Annotated in this window: 14 protein-coding genes and 1 riboswitch; of the genes, 3 read left to right on the top strand and 11 right to left on the bottom strand. The window is 68.2% G+C overall.

The genetic code is table 11. The annotated features are described in order from the left end of the window. The 5 genes from AB0J69_RS11820 to AB0J69_RS11840 form a co-directional block, all read right to left on the bottom strand. A partial coding sequence (locus tag AB0J69_RS11820; protein WP_146178305.1) for a Clp protease N-terminal domain-containing protein occupies positions 1-1544 on the bottom strand: 1544 nt, incomplete at its 3' end. Between the two features lie 1202 nt (positions 1545-2746). After that, positions 2747-3079, bottom strand: coding sequence for an Lsr2 family protein (locus tag AB0J69_RS11825; RefSeq protein WP_043615857.1), 333 nt, complete (start codon positions 3077-3079; stop codon positions 2747-2749). 522 nt (positions 3080-3601) lie between these two features. Beyond that, positions 3602-4090: an RDD family protein gene (locus AB0J69_RS11830; protein ID WP_364115709.1), complete on the bottom strand. Its 489-nt coding sequence runs from the start codon at positions 4088-4090 to the stop codon at positions 3602-3604. A 111-nt stretch (positions 4091-4201) separates the two neighbouring features. Further along, entirely contained in the window at positions 4202-5695 is a 1494-nt protein-coding gene (locus AB0J69_RS11835) for an RDD family protein (RefSeq protein WP_364115712.1), read from the bottom strand. Between the two features lie 85 nt (positions 5696-5780). After that, positions 5781-6350 carry an amino-acid N-acetyltransferase gene (locus tag AB0J69_RS11840; protein WP_364115714.1) on the bottom strand — a complete coding sequence of 190 codons (570 nt, stop codon included), beginning with the start codon at positions 6348-6350 and terminating at the stop codon, positions 5781-5783. A 277-nt stretch (positions 6351-6627) separates the two neighbouring features. Continuing rightward, a riboswitch (cyclic di-AMP (ydaO/yuaA leader) is annotated at positions 6628-6777 on the top strand. 95 nt (positions 6778-6872) lie between these two features. Here AB0J69_RS11840 and AB0J69_RS11845 point away from each other — a divergent pair. Continuing rightward, positions 6873-7826 (top strand): NlpC/P60 family protein, encoded by a 954-nt coding sequence (locus tag AB0J69_RS11845; protein WP_364115717.1) that lies wholly within the window; start codon positions 6873-6875, stop codon positions 7824-7826. Positions 7827-7845: 19 nt separating this feature from the next. On the opposite strand, the gene AB0J69_RS11850 is transcribed toward AB0J69_RS11845, so the two are convergent. After that, on the bottom strand, positions 7846-8058 hold the full coding sequence (locus AB0J69_RS11850) for a LuxR C-terminal-related transcriptional regulator (RefSeq protein WP_043615366.1): 213 nt from the start codon (positions 8056-8058) through the stop codon (positions 7846-7848). Between the two features lie 228 nt (positions 8059-8286). On the opposite strand from AB0J69_RS11850, the gene AB0J69_RS11855 reads away from it, so the two are divergent. Continuing rightward, on the top strand, positions 8287-9441 hold the full coding sequence (locus tag AB0J69_RS11855; protein ID WP_364115720.1) for a cytochrome P450: 1155 nt from the start codon (positions 8287-8289) through the stop codon (positions 9439-9441). Here the strand turns inward: AB0J69_RS11855 and lysX are convergent. Further along, a complete protein-coding gene (lysX, locus tag AB0J69_RS11860; protein ID WP_364115723.1) occupies positions 9438-10919 on the bottom strand; it encodes a bifunctional lysylphosphatidylglycerol synthetase/lysine--tRNA ligase LysX in 1482 nt (493 codons plus the stop codon). The genes AB0J69_RS11855 and lysX overlap by 4 nt on opposite strands. 145 nt (positions 10920-11064) lie before the next feature. On the opposite strand from lysX, the gene AB0J69_RS11865 reads away from it, so the two are divergent. Then, positions 11065-11544, top strand: coding sequence for a hypothetical protein (locus AB0J69_RS11865; protein WP_364115726.1), 480 nt, complete (start codon positions 11065-11067; stop codon positions 11542-11544). Positions 11545-11598: 54 nt separating this feature from the next. On the opposite strand, the gene AB0J69_RS11870 is transcribed toward AB0J69_RS11865, so the two are convergent. From AB0J69_RS11870 to panC, 4 genes are all read right to left on the bottom strand, one after another. Then, positions 11599-12381 (bottom strand): type III pantothenate kinase, encoded by a 783-nt coding sequence (locus AB0J69_RS11870; protein WP_364115729.1) that lies wholly within the window; start codon positions 12379-12381, stop codon positions 11599-11601. A 3-nt stretch (positions 12382-12384) separates the two neighbouring features. After that, complete coding sequence (locus tag AB0J69_RS11875; RefSeq protein WP_364115731.1) at positions 12385-14910, bottom strand: L-aspartate oxidase; 2526 nt, start codon at positions 14908-14910, stop codon at positions 12385-12387. 76 nt (positions 14911-14986) lie between these two features. Further along, positions 14987-15493, bottom strand: a complete 507-nt coding sequence (locus tag AB0J69_RS11880; RefSeq protein ID WP_364115734.1) for a DUF6624 domain-containing protein — start codon at positions 15491-15493, stop codon at positions 14987-14989. A 20-nt stretch (positions 15494-15513) separates the two neighbouring features. Continuing rightward, entirely contained in the window at positions 15514-16350 is an 837-nt protein-coding gene (gene panC / locus AB0J69_RS11885; protein ID WP_364115736.1) for a pantoate--beta-alanine ligase, read from the bottom strand. Positions 16351-16372 lie beyond the last annotated feature (22 nt).

Below are 16372 nucleotides of genomic sequence, written 5' to 3' on the forward strand. Positions count from 1 at the left end.
ATGATCCGCTTGTGCAGCTCGTCCTCCATGCGGAGCAGGCGCTGCGACTCCTCCTCGGTCAGCTTGAAGACCGGGATGCCGGTGGCGGTCGCCAGAACCTCGGCGATGAGCTCCTGAGTGACCTCGGCCACGACATCCATGTCGCCGGCCTTCCACTCCTTCTCCCGCCGCTCGCGCTTGAGCTGGAGCTGCTTCTCCTGGTCACGGAGGGCAGCGGCCTTCTCGAAGTCCTGCGCGTCGATCGCGGACTCCTTGTCGCGACGGACGTTGGCGATCTTCTCGTCGTATTCGCGCAGGTCCGGCGGAGCGGTCATCCTGCGGATGCGCATCCGGGAACCGGCCTCGTCGATGAGGTCGATCGCCTTGTCGGGCAGGTAGCGGTCGCTGATGTAGCGGTCGGCCAGCTGCGCGGCGGCCACCAGGGCGTCGTCGGTGATCGACACGCGGTGGTGCGCCTCGTAGCGGTCGCGCAGACCCTTGAGGATCTCGATCGTGTGGCTGAGGCTGGGCTCGGCCACCTGGATCGGCTGGAAGCGCCGCTCCAGCGCCGCGTCCTTCTCCAAGTACTTGCGGTACTCGTCGAGCGTCGTCGCGCCGATCGTCTGCAGCTCGCCGCGGGCCAGCATCGGCTTGAGGATGCTGGCGGCGTCGATCGCGCCCTCGGCGGCGCCCGCACCCACGAGCGTGTGCAGCTCGTCGATGAACAGGATGATGTCGCCGCGCGTGCGGATCTCCTTGAGCACCTTCTTCAGGCGCTCCTCGAAGTCACCGCGGTAGCGCGAGCCGGCGACCAGGGCACCGAGGTCAAGCGTGTAGAGCTGCTTGTCCTTCAGCGTCTCGGGCACCTCGCCCCTGACGATCTTCTGGGACAGGCCCTCCACGACGGCGGTCTTGCCGACGCCGGGCTCGCCGATGAGAACCGGGTTGTTCTTGGTCCTCCGGGAGAGGACCTGCATGACCCGCTCGATCTCCTTCTCGCGGCCGATGACCGGATCCAGCTTGCCCTCGCGGGCGGCCTGGGTCAGGTTGCGGCCGAACTGGTCGAGCACCAGGGAGGTCGACGGGGCCGACTCCTGCGGCCCGCCCGCCGCGGCAGGCTCCTTGCCCTGGTAACCGTGCAGCAGCTGGATGACCTGCTGCCTGACACGGTTGAGATCAGCTCCAAGCTTGACCAGCACCTGGGCCGCCACACCCTCACCCTCGCGGATGAGCCCGAGCAGGATGTGCTCGGTGCCGATGTAGTTGTGACCCAGCTGCAAAGCCTCACGGAGCGACAGCTCGAGGACCTTCTTGGCCCGCGGGGTGAACGGAATGTGCCCCGACGGAGCCGACTGGCCCTGGCCGATGATCTCCTCGACCTGCTGGCGCACACCCTCAAGGCTGATGCCGAGGCTCTCCAGAGCCTTGGCGGCTACGCCCTCACCTTCATGGATCAAACCAAGAAGAATGTGCTCAGTGCCGATGTAGTTGTGGTTGAGCATCCTGGCCTCTTCTTGGGCCAAGACGACAACACGCCTCGCTCGGTCGGTGAACCTCTCGAACATCTCGTCGCTCCTCACAGAGCGGTCAGTCAGGCCGGTAAATCCGGTCCCGTCCTCCCGCATGCTAGCCCTGGCTCGGCGAACCGTGCCCACTCGCCGCTGACACGCTCTATAGCAGACACGTTCCCCGAGAGCAGGGCGTTCACCCTCCATCCAACTACTGTTCGGGGGTGACATGTTCCCGATACGCCGCAAGCGAACGATGTTTAGGACCCTTCGCGGAAGCGGCTGTAAATTGCCGCCCGCGGCGCACACGGGTCCGCACGGGCCGGCCATCGGACGCCGGGCGTGAAGCCGGCGCGGGGACGCCTGTTCTCCCATGCATCTCAGATGCCGCGCCCGTATCTTGATACCTAATCATCCTATGTCCCACCGCAATGCTTGGCCAAGCGAGCGCGCTACGCCCTGAGCACAACACGGTACGGACCGCACATCCGTACGGCGGGACACATACGGTACACACGGTAATCGGTAATCCGGCATCCGGTCAGCCCGGTTACCGGATCCATCCCGCATCATGAGACGCCATCCCCGGGCGGCGGCGGGATTCCGGGACTCTCCTCACTCTTGCAGTTGCGTGGCAATCGCACTCTGAGGGGTCGAAGATTGTGCACCGGTGCCCCGGGAAGCGACATTGTGCGAGGGATGCTCATACTTGCGGGTTATGCCCCGCTCCCGGCGGCCGTTATACCCCGCGTCCACCGCAACCCGCCGAGCGAGGCGACGCTTCCGCACAGGCGGGTTTGGGCGGCCGGCCGCCCATGGAGATCTCGCAAAAGCGTTACAGCGAGTGAGGATCGCCGCCGGGTTAACCGCGCCCGCGATTTTCGCGATGGCCCGTTCCATGGGCGCGGTTGGATGGGGGCGGTGCCCACCCGTCGCGGCGAGCCAATGTCGCCGCCTCATGGCAATGCGCGGCGGGGAAGGCCATGCCGCGCGTGCCGGGTGTTCGTTGAATGCGGTGTGGGCACACCACACGGCATTCGGCCGCACGGAGCATGGCGCCATCGCATATCTGGCACCGCCCGGTGAATCAGTGCCGGGGTGGGCAGGAACGTGTGCCCAAAACGCCCGCATATGGGGCCCAGGAGATCAACATCCGGGAGGATCCCGGTTTCGGGAACACCCCAGAAACGATCATGCGCTTATGGCGGCCGCCGGGGTCCAAGGCGAACATCATAAGCGCATGGTCGAGAGCCGGCTCCTTAGTGAGCAGCTTCGTACTTCTCCACGACGGTGGAGGCGATGCGGCCGCGCTCGCTGACCGGCAGGCCGTGAGCCTTGGCCCACTGCCGGATCTCCGAGCTCTTCTCGCGGCTCATCGCACGGTTGCCGCCGCGGCCACGGCGACGCGTGGATACGGCGCCCGCCCTGCGCGCATGCTGCACGAAAGGCGTGAGAGCGTCCCTCAGCTTCTTCGCGTTAAGGTCGCTGAGGTCAATCTCATAGGAGGAGCCGTCAATAGCGAAGCTGACCGTCTCATTGGCCTCGCCCCCATCGAGGTCATCGATGAGAATCTCCTGGATCTGCTTGGCCATCTACGCAATCCTTTCGCGGAGCATTGTTTCATTCGCCTGCCCAAACATATACCCGGAAAGGCGTGGAGACAATTCAGCGCTACGGGGATTCGGCTGACTAGCCGATCAGTTCTGGCTCTCGGGCTGATCCTCGCGGTTTCGACGGCCTCCCAGGGCCTCCGACCGGACCAACTTCACTACGCCAAAGATGAAGGCGCCGCCCACCACCACAGGGGGGATGAGCGCTGACAATACGTCTGTAAGGGCTTCCATTCGTCCTCGCCTCCACGGCTAGCGGGGTTTCGGGGGCGCATTATGCGCTGGGAGCGCGGCCGGTGAGCCCGGCTCCTCATGACAGCGCAGGCGACTACCGCCCGCACCCGACCATAGCGGCACACAGATGCCCTGCGCGTCGCAGGGGCGCCAACATCCGGCAACCCGGACGCCCCATAGCCTAATGCCAGTCTCTCCAGGCTCCTTACCGGATCAAGCGAAAATTTTGCGAAAAGGCACCCGCCAGGCATCTGCCCAGGTACGGATGGCTCAGCGAAGATCTTTTACCACCCGCGTACCGGCCAGCCGGTCGTGCGGACCCCGCTCCAGCGGCTTGTCGATCAGGATGAGCAGCCCGACGCCGAAGAGCAACATTCCCGCCAGCAGATTGGCGACCGGAATGCCCATCAGCATCACGGGGGCGGGATAGACCATGGCTCGTTTGAGCAGTGCGCGGGACGGCAGGTCACCCGGCGCCAGGCGAATCTTCATGATCGCCTTACCGAACGTCCGCCCGTACCGGGAATGCGCCCACCAGTCGTAGCCCGCATAACCCAGCCCGGCCACCAGCCACGCGAACACGCCCGGGAGCCGCCCCTCGAACACCTCCATCATCCCGACAGTTCGGAAGATGCCCCACAGCGCGATGAACAGAATGTAATAGAAGACCCCGAAGACGAGTGCTTCAATCAGCCGGGCGGCCAGCCGTTCCCACCATTCCGCGGGCGGCGCGTCCGGCCGCGGGACCGTCCCGGCCATAACTTCCCACCTCGCGTCATCGGCGGCTTGGATCTCCATTCTGGTACGGGCACGTGGACAAAACACAGGGGCCGGCGGGAAGCCGGCCCCTGTTTTTGTGTGTGCAGAGGACTACTTGATCTTCACCACCACGGTCTTCGCGAACTTGTCCGCGAAGGTCAGGTGCAGCGGCTTGTCCCAGAGCTGCGATGCGCCGTTGAGGGCGTAGATCACCGCGGCGAGCAGGGGGCCGAGCAGAGGCACCCAGTAGAGGATGTAGCCGCCCACCGTCACGAGCGCCCGCTTGAGCGACACGTCGGTCGGCAGGCCCTCCGGCTGCACGTGCCCGCCGATCTGGACGACCTTGATGCCCATCACCATCTTGCCGACCGTCTGGCCCTTCATCTTGACCAGGAGGAAGTCGTAGGCGACGTAGATCAGGGTCGCGACGATCGAGACCACGAGGTAGTACAGGAGCCCGAAGGTGAGGCCGCTGGTGATCCCGGTGATCGAGCTGTAGGAGGGATACAGCGGGGTGAGGACCAGCTGCACCAGGAAAAGCACGATGCCGAAGATGACACCGTCGATGATCCTGGCCACCAGCCGCTGCCACCACTCCGCCAGCGGCGCCGGCGCCCCGGGCGGCTGGACGCCGACCGGCTGGCCGTAGGGCTGGCCGTAACCGGGCTGCTGCCCGTAACCGCCCTGACCGTAGGCCTGGGGCTGCTGCCCGTAGGCCTGGCCGTACTGCTGCTGGTCACCGTACTGCTGCTGGCCGTAGCCGGGCTGGGCGTAGCCGGGCTGGGACTGCTGCTGCCCGTAGCCCTGCTGCTGACCGTAGTCAGGCTGGGACTGGGGCTGCTGCCCGTAGCCGGGCTGCTGGCCGTAGCCCTGCTGACCGTAGTCGGGCTGGGACGGCTGCTGCTGCCCGTAACCCTGCTGGCCGTACCCCTGCTGCTGACCGTACTGCGGCTGCTGGCCCGACTGCGGCTGCTGACCGTAGCCGTGCTGCTGGCCGTAGTCAGGCTGGGACGGCTGCTGGCCGTAGCCCTGCTGGCCATAGTCCGGCTGGGACGGCTGGGACGGCTGTTGCTGCTGGCCGTAGCCCTGCTGCTGACCGTAGTCGGGCTGGGACGGCTGCTGCTGCCCGTAACCCTGCTGACCGTAACCCTGCTGCTGACCGTACTGCGGCTGCTGGCCCGACTGCGGCTGCTGACCGTAACCCTGCTGCTGGCCGTAACCCTGCTGACCGTAGTCAGGCTGGGACGGCTGCTGCTGCTGCTGCTGACCGTAACCCTGCTGCTGGTCATAGCCCTGCTGGCCGTAGCCGGGCTGGGACGGCTGTTGCTGTCCGTAGCCCTGCTGGCCATATTGCGGCTGCTGCTGGCCGTAGCCGTGCTGCTGGCCGTACTGAGGTTGCTGGCCGTAGCCCTGTTGCTGGCCATAGCCTTGCTGGCCGTACTGGGGCTGCTGCCCGTAGGCATCGTCCGCCCGGTAGCCGACCACAGTGACGTCGGGGTCGGGCTCGCCGGGGTGGCGGCCCGTGTTCTGCTGCCCGTAGGGGGTGGCAGGCGCAGAATTTTCGCCGGATTCGTCCTGTGGATACGGCGGCTGTCCGGTGCTCACCGTGTCACCTCGCTTCGAGTGCGCATGTGGCACGTGTCAGGACACATGCCTGTGCTGCCCAACGTATCGACATAGGTATCAACAATCACCTTTCCATCTGGTCAAGGTCCGCGTCACCCGATGTCAGATGGAGCAGCATGCGGGTGTTGCCCAGGGTGTTCGGTTTGACGTGTTCCAGGTCGAGGAACTCCGCCACACCCTCGTCGTACGAGGCCAGCAGTTCGGCGTACACCTCAGGGGAGACCGGTGTGCCCTGAATCGGGCGAAAGCCATGCCTCGCGAAGAAGTCGACCTCAAAAGTCAGGCAGAATACACGCCGCAGACCCAGATCCTTCGCCTGCTGTATGAGAGCTGAGACGATCCGATGGCCGACGCCCATCCCCCGGCACTCGGGGTCCACGGCAACGGTGCGGACCTCGGCGAGGTCCTCCCAGAGCACGTGGAGTGCGCCGCAGCCGACGACCTGTCCGCCCAGCTCGGCCACCCAGAACTCCTGTACGTCCTCGTACAGGGTCACCGTGGCCTTCTCCAGGAGCCGCGGTCCCGCGCCCGCGTAGGTGTCCACCAGGCGCCTGACCGTCCGCACGTCGGGCGTGCGGGCACGCCGGACCACCACCGCGGTCTCGGGCACTGTCAGTTCGGCCACCTGCTCCATGGCTCTCCAGAGTACAGATGTCATTACGGCTCAGCCCTAACTCCCATCTGTGGGCTCATCCTGTTACATCCCGTGGCCATGCAGGCACGCACCCCGCGGATCTCTGCATTCGGCCGCATCGACGGCAAACAGGACATAAAGTCGGTTCTGCACGAGCGTGCACGAGATCACCTTGTGACCCTTCGGTTGTGAAACCTCTACAGACTCGGCAGTTCTGGTTGAGCACGAACCCGGAGTGCATTAGTGTCCTGCGACGATGTTCCCCGCGTATCGCGACGAGGGGGACACGCCCAATCCCCGCGAGGGGAGCCGGGGACCCGCCGGTGGCGTCACCCGACGCCACCACTGGGGTGAATCCGAATCATTCGGTAGGGCTGCTCCGGCCCGAACCCGTCAGCTAACCCGGTAGGCGTCTATGAGAGGAGCTGGTTGGTGGAGCTCACGCTCAACCGTGGGGGGAAGGCGGCGGGCAAGCACGCCCGCCCTCCGGAACGGGCCCGGCGACCGCGCCGCTTCGGTGTGGTGAGTGTCACAATCGCCGCGCTGCTGATAGCCATCCCCGTCGGTTCGGCGTCCGCGGACCCCAAACCGTCGCTCCAGGACCTGGCCAAGCAGGTCGAGAAGATGCACACGGAGATCGAGACGCTGTCCGAGGAGTACAACGGCCAGCGGGAGAAGCTCAAGACCGCCAAGAAGGCCTCTGAGGCCGCGCAGAAGACGCTGGCGACCAGTGAGGCCGATCTCGAGGCCAAGCGCGCCAAGGCCGCCCTGCTCGCCGAGAACGCCTACATCACCGGTGGTCTGGGCAAGGCGCTGGCGTTCGCCACCTCCGAGGACCCCGACACCTTCCTCGACCGCGCCGCCACCACATACGTGCTCGAACAGCAGCAGGGCGAGGAGGTCAACCAGGTCGCCAGGGCCAGGGAGGCCGCCGAGCGCGCCAGGGCTGGCGCCAAGACGCGCATCGAGGAGGTCCAGAAGCTGGTCTCCGAGCTCGACACCAAGCGCGACAAGATCACGAAGCTGGTCACCAGGGTCGAGAGCAACCTGTTCCAGCGGGCGCTGGGCGAGGCCGGACGGCCCGGCACGCGGGCGGTGCGCGTGAACCTGCCGATCATCGGCGGCGGCAAGGCGGCGCAGGCCGCCCGCTGGGCGCTCACGCAGCAGCTCAAGCCGTACGTCTGGGGCGCCGAGGGCCCGAACTCCTACGACTGCTCGGGCCTGGTGATGGCGGCCTACCAGCAGGTGGGCATCTCCCTGCCGCACTACACGGGCAGCCAGTGGACCGCCGGCAGGCACATCTCGCGCGAGGAGCTGCGGCCGGGTGACCTGGTCTTCTTCTACAACGACCTGCACCACGTGGGCATCTACCTCGGCGGCGGCATGATGGTGCACGCGCCGCAGACCGGTGACGTCGTCCGCATCGCCTCGATCGCCCGGCGGCCGTTCGCCGGCGCCGTACGCATCGCTGACTGAGCCCCGGCACCGCCCGTCGCTAGATCAACTGGCGGCGGGCGGCCCAGGCCACCGCCTCGATCGCCGTGGCCACGCCGATGCGGTCGCAGATGCCTCGCAACCTCCGGCGTACCGTCCGCCCGCTGATATCCAGTCGTCTCCCCACCCGGTCGACCGTGACCCCCTTGGCCAGCTCCGCCAGCAACGCAAGGTCCGCATGGCTCAGCTCAACACCTTCAGTGAGCACATCCATCGGGAGCCCTCCCCCCCAACAGCAGAACTTGGACCGATCGACCCGGCCAAGTTGCTCCTCGCAGACGGTAAACGCATCCTGGAAAGGTCGTCAAGCATGACAATCTCCACCCTTGACGAGCACTATTGACATGATCCGAAATATGTGACGTACTCGCGATATGTCGGCACCGTGCGTCGCCCGATGAGTGATCTCGTCGAGCCCTCCCCAGCTCCGGATCCAGCGTCGATGAGCGCGGCGGACGTCCTGGGTTTCGACCCGTTCGACAAAGGGTTCCTGCGCGATCCGTACGCCCGTTATCGCGAGATGAGCGCGCGCGGGCCTCTCTTCCGCACGCGCGGCGGGCTGCTCGTCGCCACCACCCACGAGCTCTGTACGGTGCTGCTGCGCGACCCGCGTTTCGGCCGCGGCTCCGCCGAGGCTAACCGGAACAACCCAGGTCAGCCCGTTGAATCGTTCCTGTGGCTGGACCCGCCCGACCACACCAGGCTGCGTGCCCTGGTGAGCAGGGCCTTCACCCCGCGCATGCTGGAACGGCTCCGCCCGCGGATCGAGGCGATCACCGCCGAGCTGGTCGCCGGGTTGCCCGAGGAGGCCGATCTCGTGTCCGGCCTGGCGTACCCGCTGCCGGTCATGGTCATCAGCGAGATGCTCGGGGTGCCTCCGGAGGACGAGGAGCGCTTCCGCGGCTGGAGCGAGATCCTGGCTCGCGGCCTTGACCCGATGCTTACAGACGACCTCGTATCGGAAACCGGGCGTGCCAGAAGGGAGTTTCGCGACTACTTCCGCGAGCTCTCCGCGATGAGGCGCGAGCGCCCCGGGGACGACCTCCTGAGCGCCCTGACGCAAGTGCGGGAGCTGACCGAGGGCGAACTGCTGGCCACCTGCGTGCTGCTGCTCGTGGCCGGGCACGAGACCACCGTCAACCTCATCGGCAACGGGGTGTTGCACCTGGCCCGGCACGGCCTGCTGGCACACGCCGCGGAGCGGCCCAAGCAGGTGGTCGAGGAGGTGCTCAGGTACGACCCGCCGGTCCAGCTCACCTCCAGGCTCGCGATGGAGGACGTGGAGCTGGCCGGCGTGCCGGTGCCCAAGGGCACCCTCGTGATGGCGGTGATAGGCGCGGCCAATCGCGACCCGGCGGCCTTTCCCGATCCCGACCGCTTCGACGTCACCCGGGAGGCCGGCCGGCATCTCGCGTTCGGGCTCGGCATCCACTTCTGCCTCGGCGCCACGCTGGCCAGGATGGAGGGCGAGATCGCGCTGTCCGCCCTGGCCGCGGCGGCGCCCAAGCTGGAGCTGGCCGACCCGGCGCCGCCGTACAAGGAGAACGTGGTGCTGCGCGGCCTGGCCGCGCTGCCGGTGCGCCTGCCCCGGCCCTAGTGGGTGGGCTTGACCAGCGGGAACAGGATGGTCTCGCGGATGTTGCGGCCGGTGAAGGCCATGATCATCCGGTCGATGCCCGCCCCCATGCCACCCGTCGGCGGCATCGCGTATTCGAGTGACTGCAGGAAGTCCTCGTCGAGCTGCATCGCCTCCAGGTCGCCCCCGGCGGCCAGGAGGGACTGCTCGACCAGGCGGCGGCGCTGCTCGATCGGGTCGTTGAGCTCGGAGTAGCCGGTGCCCAGCTCGGTGCCGAAGCCGATGAGGTCCCACTTCTCCGTCAGCAGCGGGTCGTCGCGGTGGGTGCGGGCCAGCGGCGAGGTCTCCAGCGGGTAGTCCATGACGAACGTGGGCTGGACGAGCGTGTGCTCGACGAGCGCCTCGAACAGCTCCTGCACGAGCTTGCCCGAGCCCCACTTCGGGTCCCAGTGGATCTCGCGATGGTCGGCCAGCTTGCGCAGCTCCTCCAGGGTGGTGGAGGTGGTGATGTGCTCGCCCACGGCCTGCGAGACCGCGTCGTAGAGGGTGACGCGGGGCCACTCGGCGATGCCGAGGTCGATCTCGGTGCCCTCGTGCACGACCACAGAGGTGCCCAGGGCGGCCATCACGGCCTTCTGGTACATCCGCTGGGTCAGGTCCGCGATGCCGTTGTAGTCGAGGTAGGTGCCGTAGGCCTCGACCATGGTGAACTCGGGGTTGTGCGTGGAGTCCGCGCCCTCGTTACGGAAGTTGCGGTTGATCTCGAAGACCTTCTCGATGCCGCCGACCACGAGCCGCTTGAGGTAGAGCTCGATCGCGATGCGAAGGTAGAGCTCCATGTCGTAGGCGTTGATGTGGGTCTTGAACGGCCGGGCCGTGGCGCCGCCGTGGATCGGCTGCAGCATCGGCGTCTCGACCTCGAGGTAGCCCTCCTCGTGCCAGAAGTCGCGCACCGCGCGCACCGTGGCGCTGCGGACCCGCGCCATCTTCCTGGCCTCGTCGTTGACGATGAGGTCGACGTAACGCTGGCGCACCCGCGCCTCGGGGTCGGTGAGGCCGACGTGCTTCTCCGGCAGCGGGCGCAGGCACTTGGCGGTGATCTCCCAGCTCTCGGCCAGGATCGACAGCTCGCCCCGGCGGGAGGTGATGACCTCGCCGCGCACGCCCACGTGGTCGCCCAGGTCGACGTCGCGCTTCCAGCGGGCCAGGGACTCCTCGCCCACCTTGTCGAGCGAGATCATGACCTGCAGGTCGGCGCCGCCGTCGCGGAGCGTGGCGAAGCAGAGCTTGCCCCCCACGCGGTTGAGCATGACGCGCCCCGCGACCGCGACCGTGTCGCCGGTGGCGGTGTCGGGCTCCAGGCCCTGGTATTTCTCCCTGACCTCGGCGTTGGTCGCCGTGCGTGGGAAATTCACCGGGTAAGGATCGACGCCCTCGCTGCGAAGGCGGTCGAGCTTCTCCCTCCGGATGCGCATCTGCTCGGGAAGTTCGTCGCTCACAACATCAAAGGGTAGGGGATATGGCGAACTGCAAGGGCTCGTCGGTTCTCTGCAGGACCGCTGCAAGAGCCCTCGCCTATCAATATCTCACGAGCTCAGGGGGGAGCCGGCAGGGAGCCGGCCCAGGGGAGCTCAAGGAGAGAAGATGTTGAAGAAGATCGCGACCGGTTTCCTCGCTGTCGCCGCCACCACCGCCGTGGCCCTGTCGCTTCCGTCGGCCGCCAGCGCCACCACGTCGGACCACGACGACTACTCCGAGTACTGGGGCCCGGTCTACTCCAAGTACCACCTGGCCAAGGCCGAGGGCCGGGTCAGCGTCGACTGGGACCACCAGGGCGACTCCAACGAGGTCTCGGTCAGAGGCCGCCTGTACGACCTGGACAACCGCTCGTACGGCCAGGGTGGCAAGTGCGCGTTCGTGAAGTTCGAGGCCAGCGACTTCGACCACGACTGGTCCCCGGTCTACTACAAGAAGTACTGCGGCTACCCGGGCTACAAGAAGTTCTCCTTCCAGGAGCACGACGTCTACAGCCTGCGCGCCAAGGTGTGCCAGATCGGCCCGCACAGCAACTACCCCAGCAAGTGCGGCCCCTGGGAGTACCTCTACACCGCCGAGAGCGAGTGACGTCTGAAGACGCGAGCGGCCCCCTGTCCGAGCGGGGGCCGCTCGTTTGCTTTGTCAGGTGGTGTTGCGGTGGTAGACCAGGCGCAGCCCGATGAGCGTGAGCCACGGCTCGTGCACGTCGATCGACCGCGACTCGCCCACGACCAGCGCCGCGTGCCCGCCGGTGGCCACCACGGTCACCTCGTCGGGGTCGTCGGCCAGCTCGGCCGCCATGCGCTCGACGATGCCGTCCACCTGGCCGGCGAAGCCGTAGATGATGCCGGCCTGCAGCGCCTCGACCGTGTTCTTGGCGATCACCGAGCGCGGCCGGACGAGCTCCACCTTGTGCAGCTGGGCCCCGGCGGCGGCCAGCGCGTCCACGGAGATCTCGATCCCGGGGGCGGTGACCGCGCCGACGTATTCGCCCTTGGCCGAGACCGCGTCGAACGAGGTCGCGGTGCCGAAGTCCACGATGACGCAGGGGCCGCCGTACTGGTCGATGGCGGCCAGCGCGTTCACGATGCGGTCGCTGCCGACCTCTTTGGGGTTGTCCATGCGTACGGGCACCCCGGTGCGGATGCCCGGCTCCACGATCACCGCGGTCACGTCGCCGTAGTAGCGGCGGCACATCTCGCGCATCTCGTTGAGCACGCTCGGCACGGTGGAGCAAATGGCGATGCCGTCGACGTCGGCCCCCTTGAGCAGCGGCGACTGGGTCAGCAACCCCTGCAGCACGACCGCGATCTCGTCGGCGGTGCGGCGGGCGTCCGTGGCCAGCCGCCAATGCTCGATGACGTCCTCGCCCTCGAACAGCCCCAGCACCGTGTGCGTGTTGCCGACGTCGATCGTGAGCAGCATCAATTACCCCCGCAAATCCAACGCGATGTCCAGGGCCGGCGCAGAGTGAGTCAGCGCGCCTACCGCAAGGTAGTCAACGCCAGTTTCCGCTACATCACGGGCCGATTCCAAGGTCAATCCCCCGCTGGCCTCAAGCGCAACCCTGTTTTTCGCCCGATTTTTCACGACATGTACGGCATGTGCGGTGTCCTCAACCGTGAAGTTGTCCAGCAAGATCAGCTCCGCGCCTTCGTCGAGAACGGGGTCGAGCTGGTCCAGCCGGTCGATCTCCACCTCGATCGGCAGGTCGGGGTAGCGCTCCCTGACCGCCCTGAACGCCTCGGCCACCCCACCGGCGGCCACCACGTGGTTGTCCTTGATCAGGGCCGCGTCCGACAGCGACATCCGGTGGTTGACGCCGCCGCCGCAGCGCACGGCGTACTTCTCCAGCGAGCGCAGCCCCGGCAGCGTCTTGCGGCTGTCGCGCACGCGCGCGCCCGTGCCGTCGATCGCCTCGACCCACCTGCCGGTCAGCGTGGCCACCCCGGACAGGTGCGTGAGCAGGTTGAGCGCGGTGCGCTCGGCCGTCAGCAGCGCGCGCACCGGGCCCTCGACCGTCATCAGCACGTCGCCGGCCCTGACCCGCTCGCCGTCCTTGGCCCGGCGCTCGGCACTGGCCGCGCCCAGCCGCACGAACACCGCCTCGGCCACCGCCAGGCCGGCCACCACGCCGTCCTTGCGGGCCACCACGTCGGCCACCGAGCGCTGCTCGGCGGGGATGGTGGCCAGGCTCGTCACGTCGCCCGCCTCCTGCAGATCCTCGGCCATCGCGCGGTCGATCAGCGCGTCCACCTCGGCCGGGTCCAGCCCGGCGGCGGTGAGCTCCTGCGCCAGGCGCGGCGGCATCGCGTCGCCGTGGGGCGTGTACGTCATGAAGGGGCCCTCCTCTGCCAGGGTCACGTCCAGGTGGCCCAGCCATTCGTGATCGTCGCGCTCGTCGTGGTCCTCGCGCCAGTGTGAACCGCGTGTCTCCAGCCTGGCGGCCGCCGCGCCGGTGAGCACGGTGGCGACGGTGAGCAGGTTCGTGGTCTCCCAGGACTCGGTGCAGGCCGGCACCTCGACGGGGGTCCAGCGGGCGTCGCGCAGCGCCCGCGCGGTGGCGGTCAGCGACTCGCGGCTGCGCAGCACGCTCGCCCCGGTGCTCATGTGGGCCTGGATCCTGGCCCTGACCCTCGGGTCCACCAGCCCCTCGGCGGCCGCGTTCGCGACCGGCTCGCCCGGCGCCGGGCGTACCTCATGGATGTCCTCGGCGATGCGCTCGGCGAAGACGAGGCCTTCGAGCAGGGAGTTGGAGGCCAGCCGGTTCGCGCCGTGCACGCCCGTGCAGGCGACCTCGCCGCAGGCGTACAGGCCGTCGATGGAGGTACGGCCGCGCAGGTCCGTACGGACGCCGCCGCTGGCGTAGTGGGCCGCCGGCGAGACCGGGATCGGCTCGGTGGCCGGGTCGATGCCGTGCTCGCGGCAGACCGCGTAGATCGTCGGGAAGCGGGACTCCCACTTGTCGCGGCCGAAGTGGCGGCCGTCCAGGTACACGTGGTCGCGCCCGGTCAGGCGCATCGTCCGCATGATGGCCTTGGCGACGACGTCGCGCGGCGCCAGGTCGGCCAGCTCGTGCGCGCCCTCCATGAACCGGTTGCCCTCGTGGTCGATCAGGAAGGCGCCCTCGCCCCTGACCGCCTCGGAGATCAGCGGCTGCTGGCCGGTCGAGCCCTCGCCGAGCCAGAGCACGGTCGGGTGGAACTGGACGAACTCGATGTCCCGCACCACCGCCCCGGCCCGCAGGGCGAGCGCCACGCCGTCGCCGGTGGAGACCACGGGATTGGTGGTGGCCGCGTAGATCTGGCCCATGCCGCCGGTGGCCAGCACCACCGCCCTGGCGCGCACCGCGCCCACCCCGTCGCGGGCGCCCTCGCCCATGACGTGCAGGGTCACGCCCCTGGCCCGGCCCCGGGCGTCCTTGAGCAGGTCGAGCACCAGTGCGTGCTCGATCACCTCGATGGAGGCCGCGCGGACCGCTTCGATGAGGGCCCGCTGCACCTCCGCGCCCGTGGCGTCGCCGCCCGCGTGCACGATCCGGCGCCGGTGGTGCCCGCCCTCCCTGGTGAGCTGGAGCTCGCCGTCCGGCGTACGGTCGAAGCGGGCGCCGCGCGCCATGAGCCGCCGCAGCGCGCCCGGCCCCTCCGTCACCAACGTGCGCACCGCCCGTACGTCGCACAGCCCCACCCCGGCGACCAGCGTGTCGTTCAGGTGCTCCTCGGGGGTGTCGCGCGGGTCGAGCACGGCGGCGATGCCGCCCTGGGCCCAGCGGGTGGAGCCGGACGACAGCACGTCCTTGGTGACGACCAGGACCTTGGCCGCCGGTTCCAGCTCGGCGTAGCGCAGGGCCACGGTCAGGCCCGCGATGCCCGAGCCCACGACGACCACGTCCGCCTCTACGGTCCAGCCGGGTGCGGGAGCGGTCAGACGGAGGGGAATCGCCGGTGCACTCATTGGGGGTCTCCTCACTGAGGCGATTTCGTCACTATGACGATAACGCCTGGCGTTGCGTGAGCATGCCCCGGGGGGCTCAGAGACCCTCGGTCTTCTTGATGAAGGCTTCGTACTCGGCGAACGGCTCCAGCCCCATGGCCCTGCGGCGCTCGTCGAGCAGGCCCGGGTCCTCGATCGGCATGGGTTCCAGGCCGTCGCCGCCGTCGTGGAACTGGGTGCCGTAGAGCTGGGGGCGGCCGGAGCGCACGCGTACGCGGTCCTCCAGGTACGCGAAGTCGTGCGACGAGGCCTCGTCCGACTCCACCGCGTCGGCCATCACGTAGTGGAACAGGCGCTGCACCTCGGGCGAGGTGGCGTGCTGCGCCAGGAGCCAGGCCGCCCGCGCCGCCCGCTCCCCCACCTGGGAGATCAGCGGCCAGCCGCGGTTGGCGACCACGGAATACAGCCAGGCGGTGTTGCCCTCGTCGAGCCTCTGGAGGCGCGCGAGCCGCTTGTCCCCGGGAAAGCCCTTGGCCGGGTGGCGCATCGCCTGGTCCATCTCCATGCGCCGGAGCAGCTCGGCCCGTAACTCCTCGTCCGTCATGCTCCCGACGGTAATCCGCCTCAGGCGGGATTCAAGGTGAGGGTGACGTTGTCGATCAGCCGGGTGGTGCCCACGCGGGCGGCCACCGCCAGCACGGCCATGCCTTGGTAGGAATCGCTCACTTCGACGAACGTGGCCGGGTCGACCAGCGCCAGGTAGTCCACGTCGAGCTCGGGGCCGGCCTCGTCGAGCACCGCCCGCGCCGACGCCCGGATCTCGCCCGGCGTCAGCTGGGCCGCGCCCGCCCGCAGGGCCCGCGAGAGCGCCAGCGCCACCCGCCGGTCGTCGTCCGACAGGTAGCGGTTGCGGCTGGACAGGGCCAGGCCGTCCGGCTCGCGTACGGTCGGCGCGCCCAGGATCTCGATGGGCAGGTCGAGGTCGGCGACCATGCGGCGGATGAGGGCGAGCTGCTGGGCGTCCTTCTGCCCGAAGACGGCCAGGTCGGGCTGGACCAGGTTGAACAGCTTGAGCACGACCGTGAGCATGCCGTCGAAGTGGCCCGGCCTGAAGGCGCCCTCGACGATCCGGCCCATCTCCCCGGAGGAGATGCTGATCTGCCGGTCGGCGGCGTACATGTCCTCGACGGCCGGGTGGAACACGACGTCCACGCCCTCGCCCCGGCACACATCCAGGTCGGCGTCAAATGTACGGGGATAGCGTGAAAAATCCTCGTTAGGAGAAAATTGCAGAGGATTGACGAAAATGCTGACCACAACCTGATCGGCGCGCACCCGAGCCTGCCTGATCAGCGACCTGTGGCCCTCATGGAGCGCGCCCATGGTGGGGACCAGCGCCACCGGCCCCGTGCGGCGCGCCTTGACCAGGTCTTCCCGGCTCCTGGCGACGATCAGCTCCATAACTGCCCTCCGAACGCGACGA

Origin of the sequence: Nonomuraea sp. NPDC049709, from assembly GCF_040674815.1 — a bacterium.
GTDB lineage: Bacteria > Actinomycetota > Actinomycetes > Streptosporangiales > Streptosporangiaceae > Nonomuraea.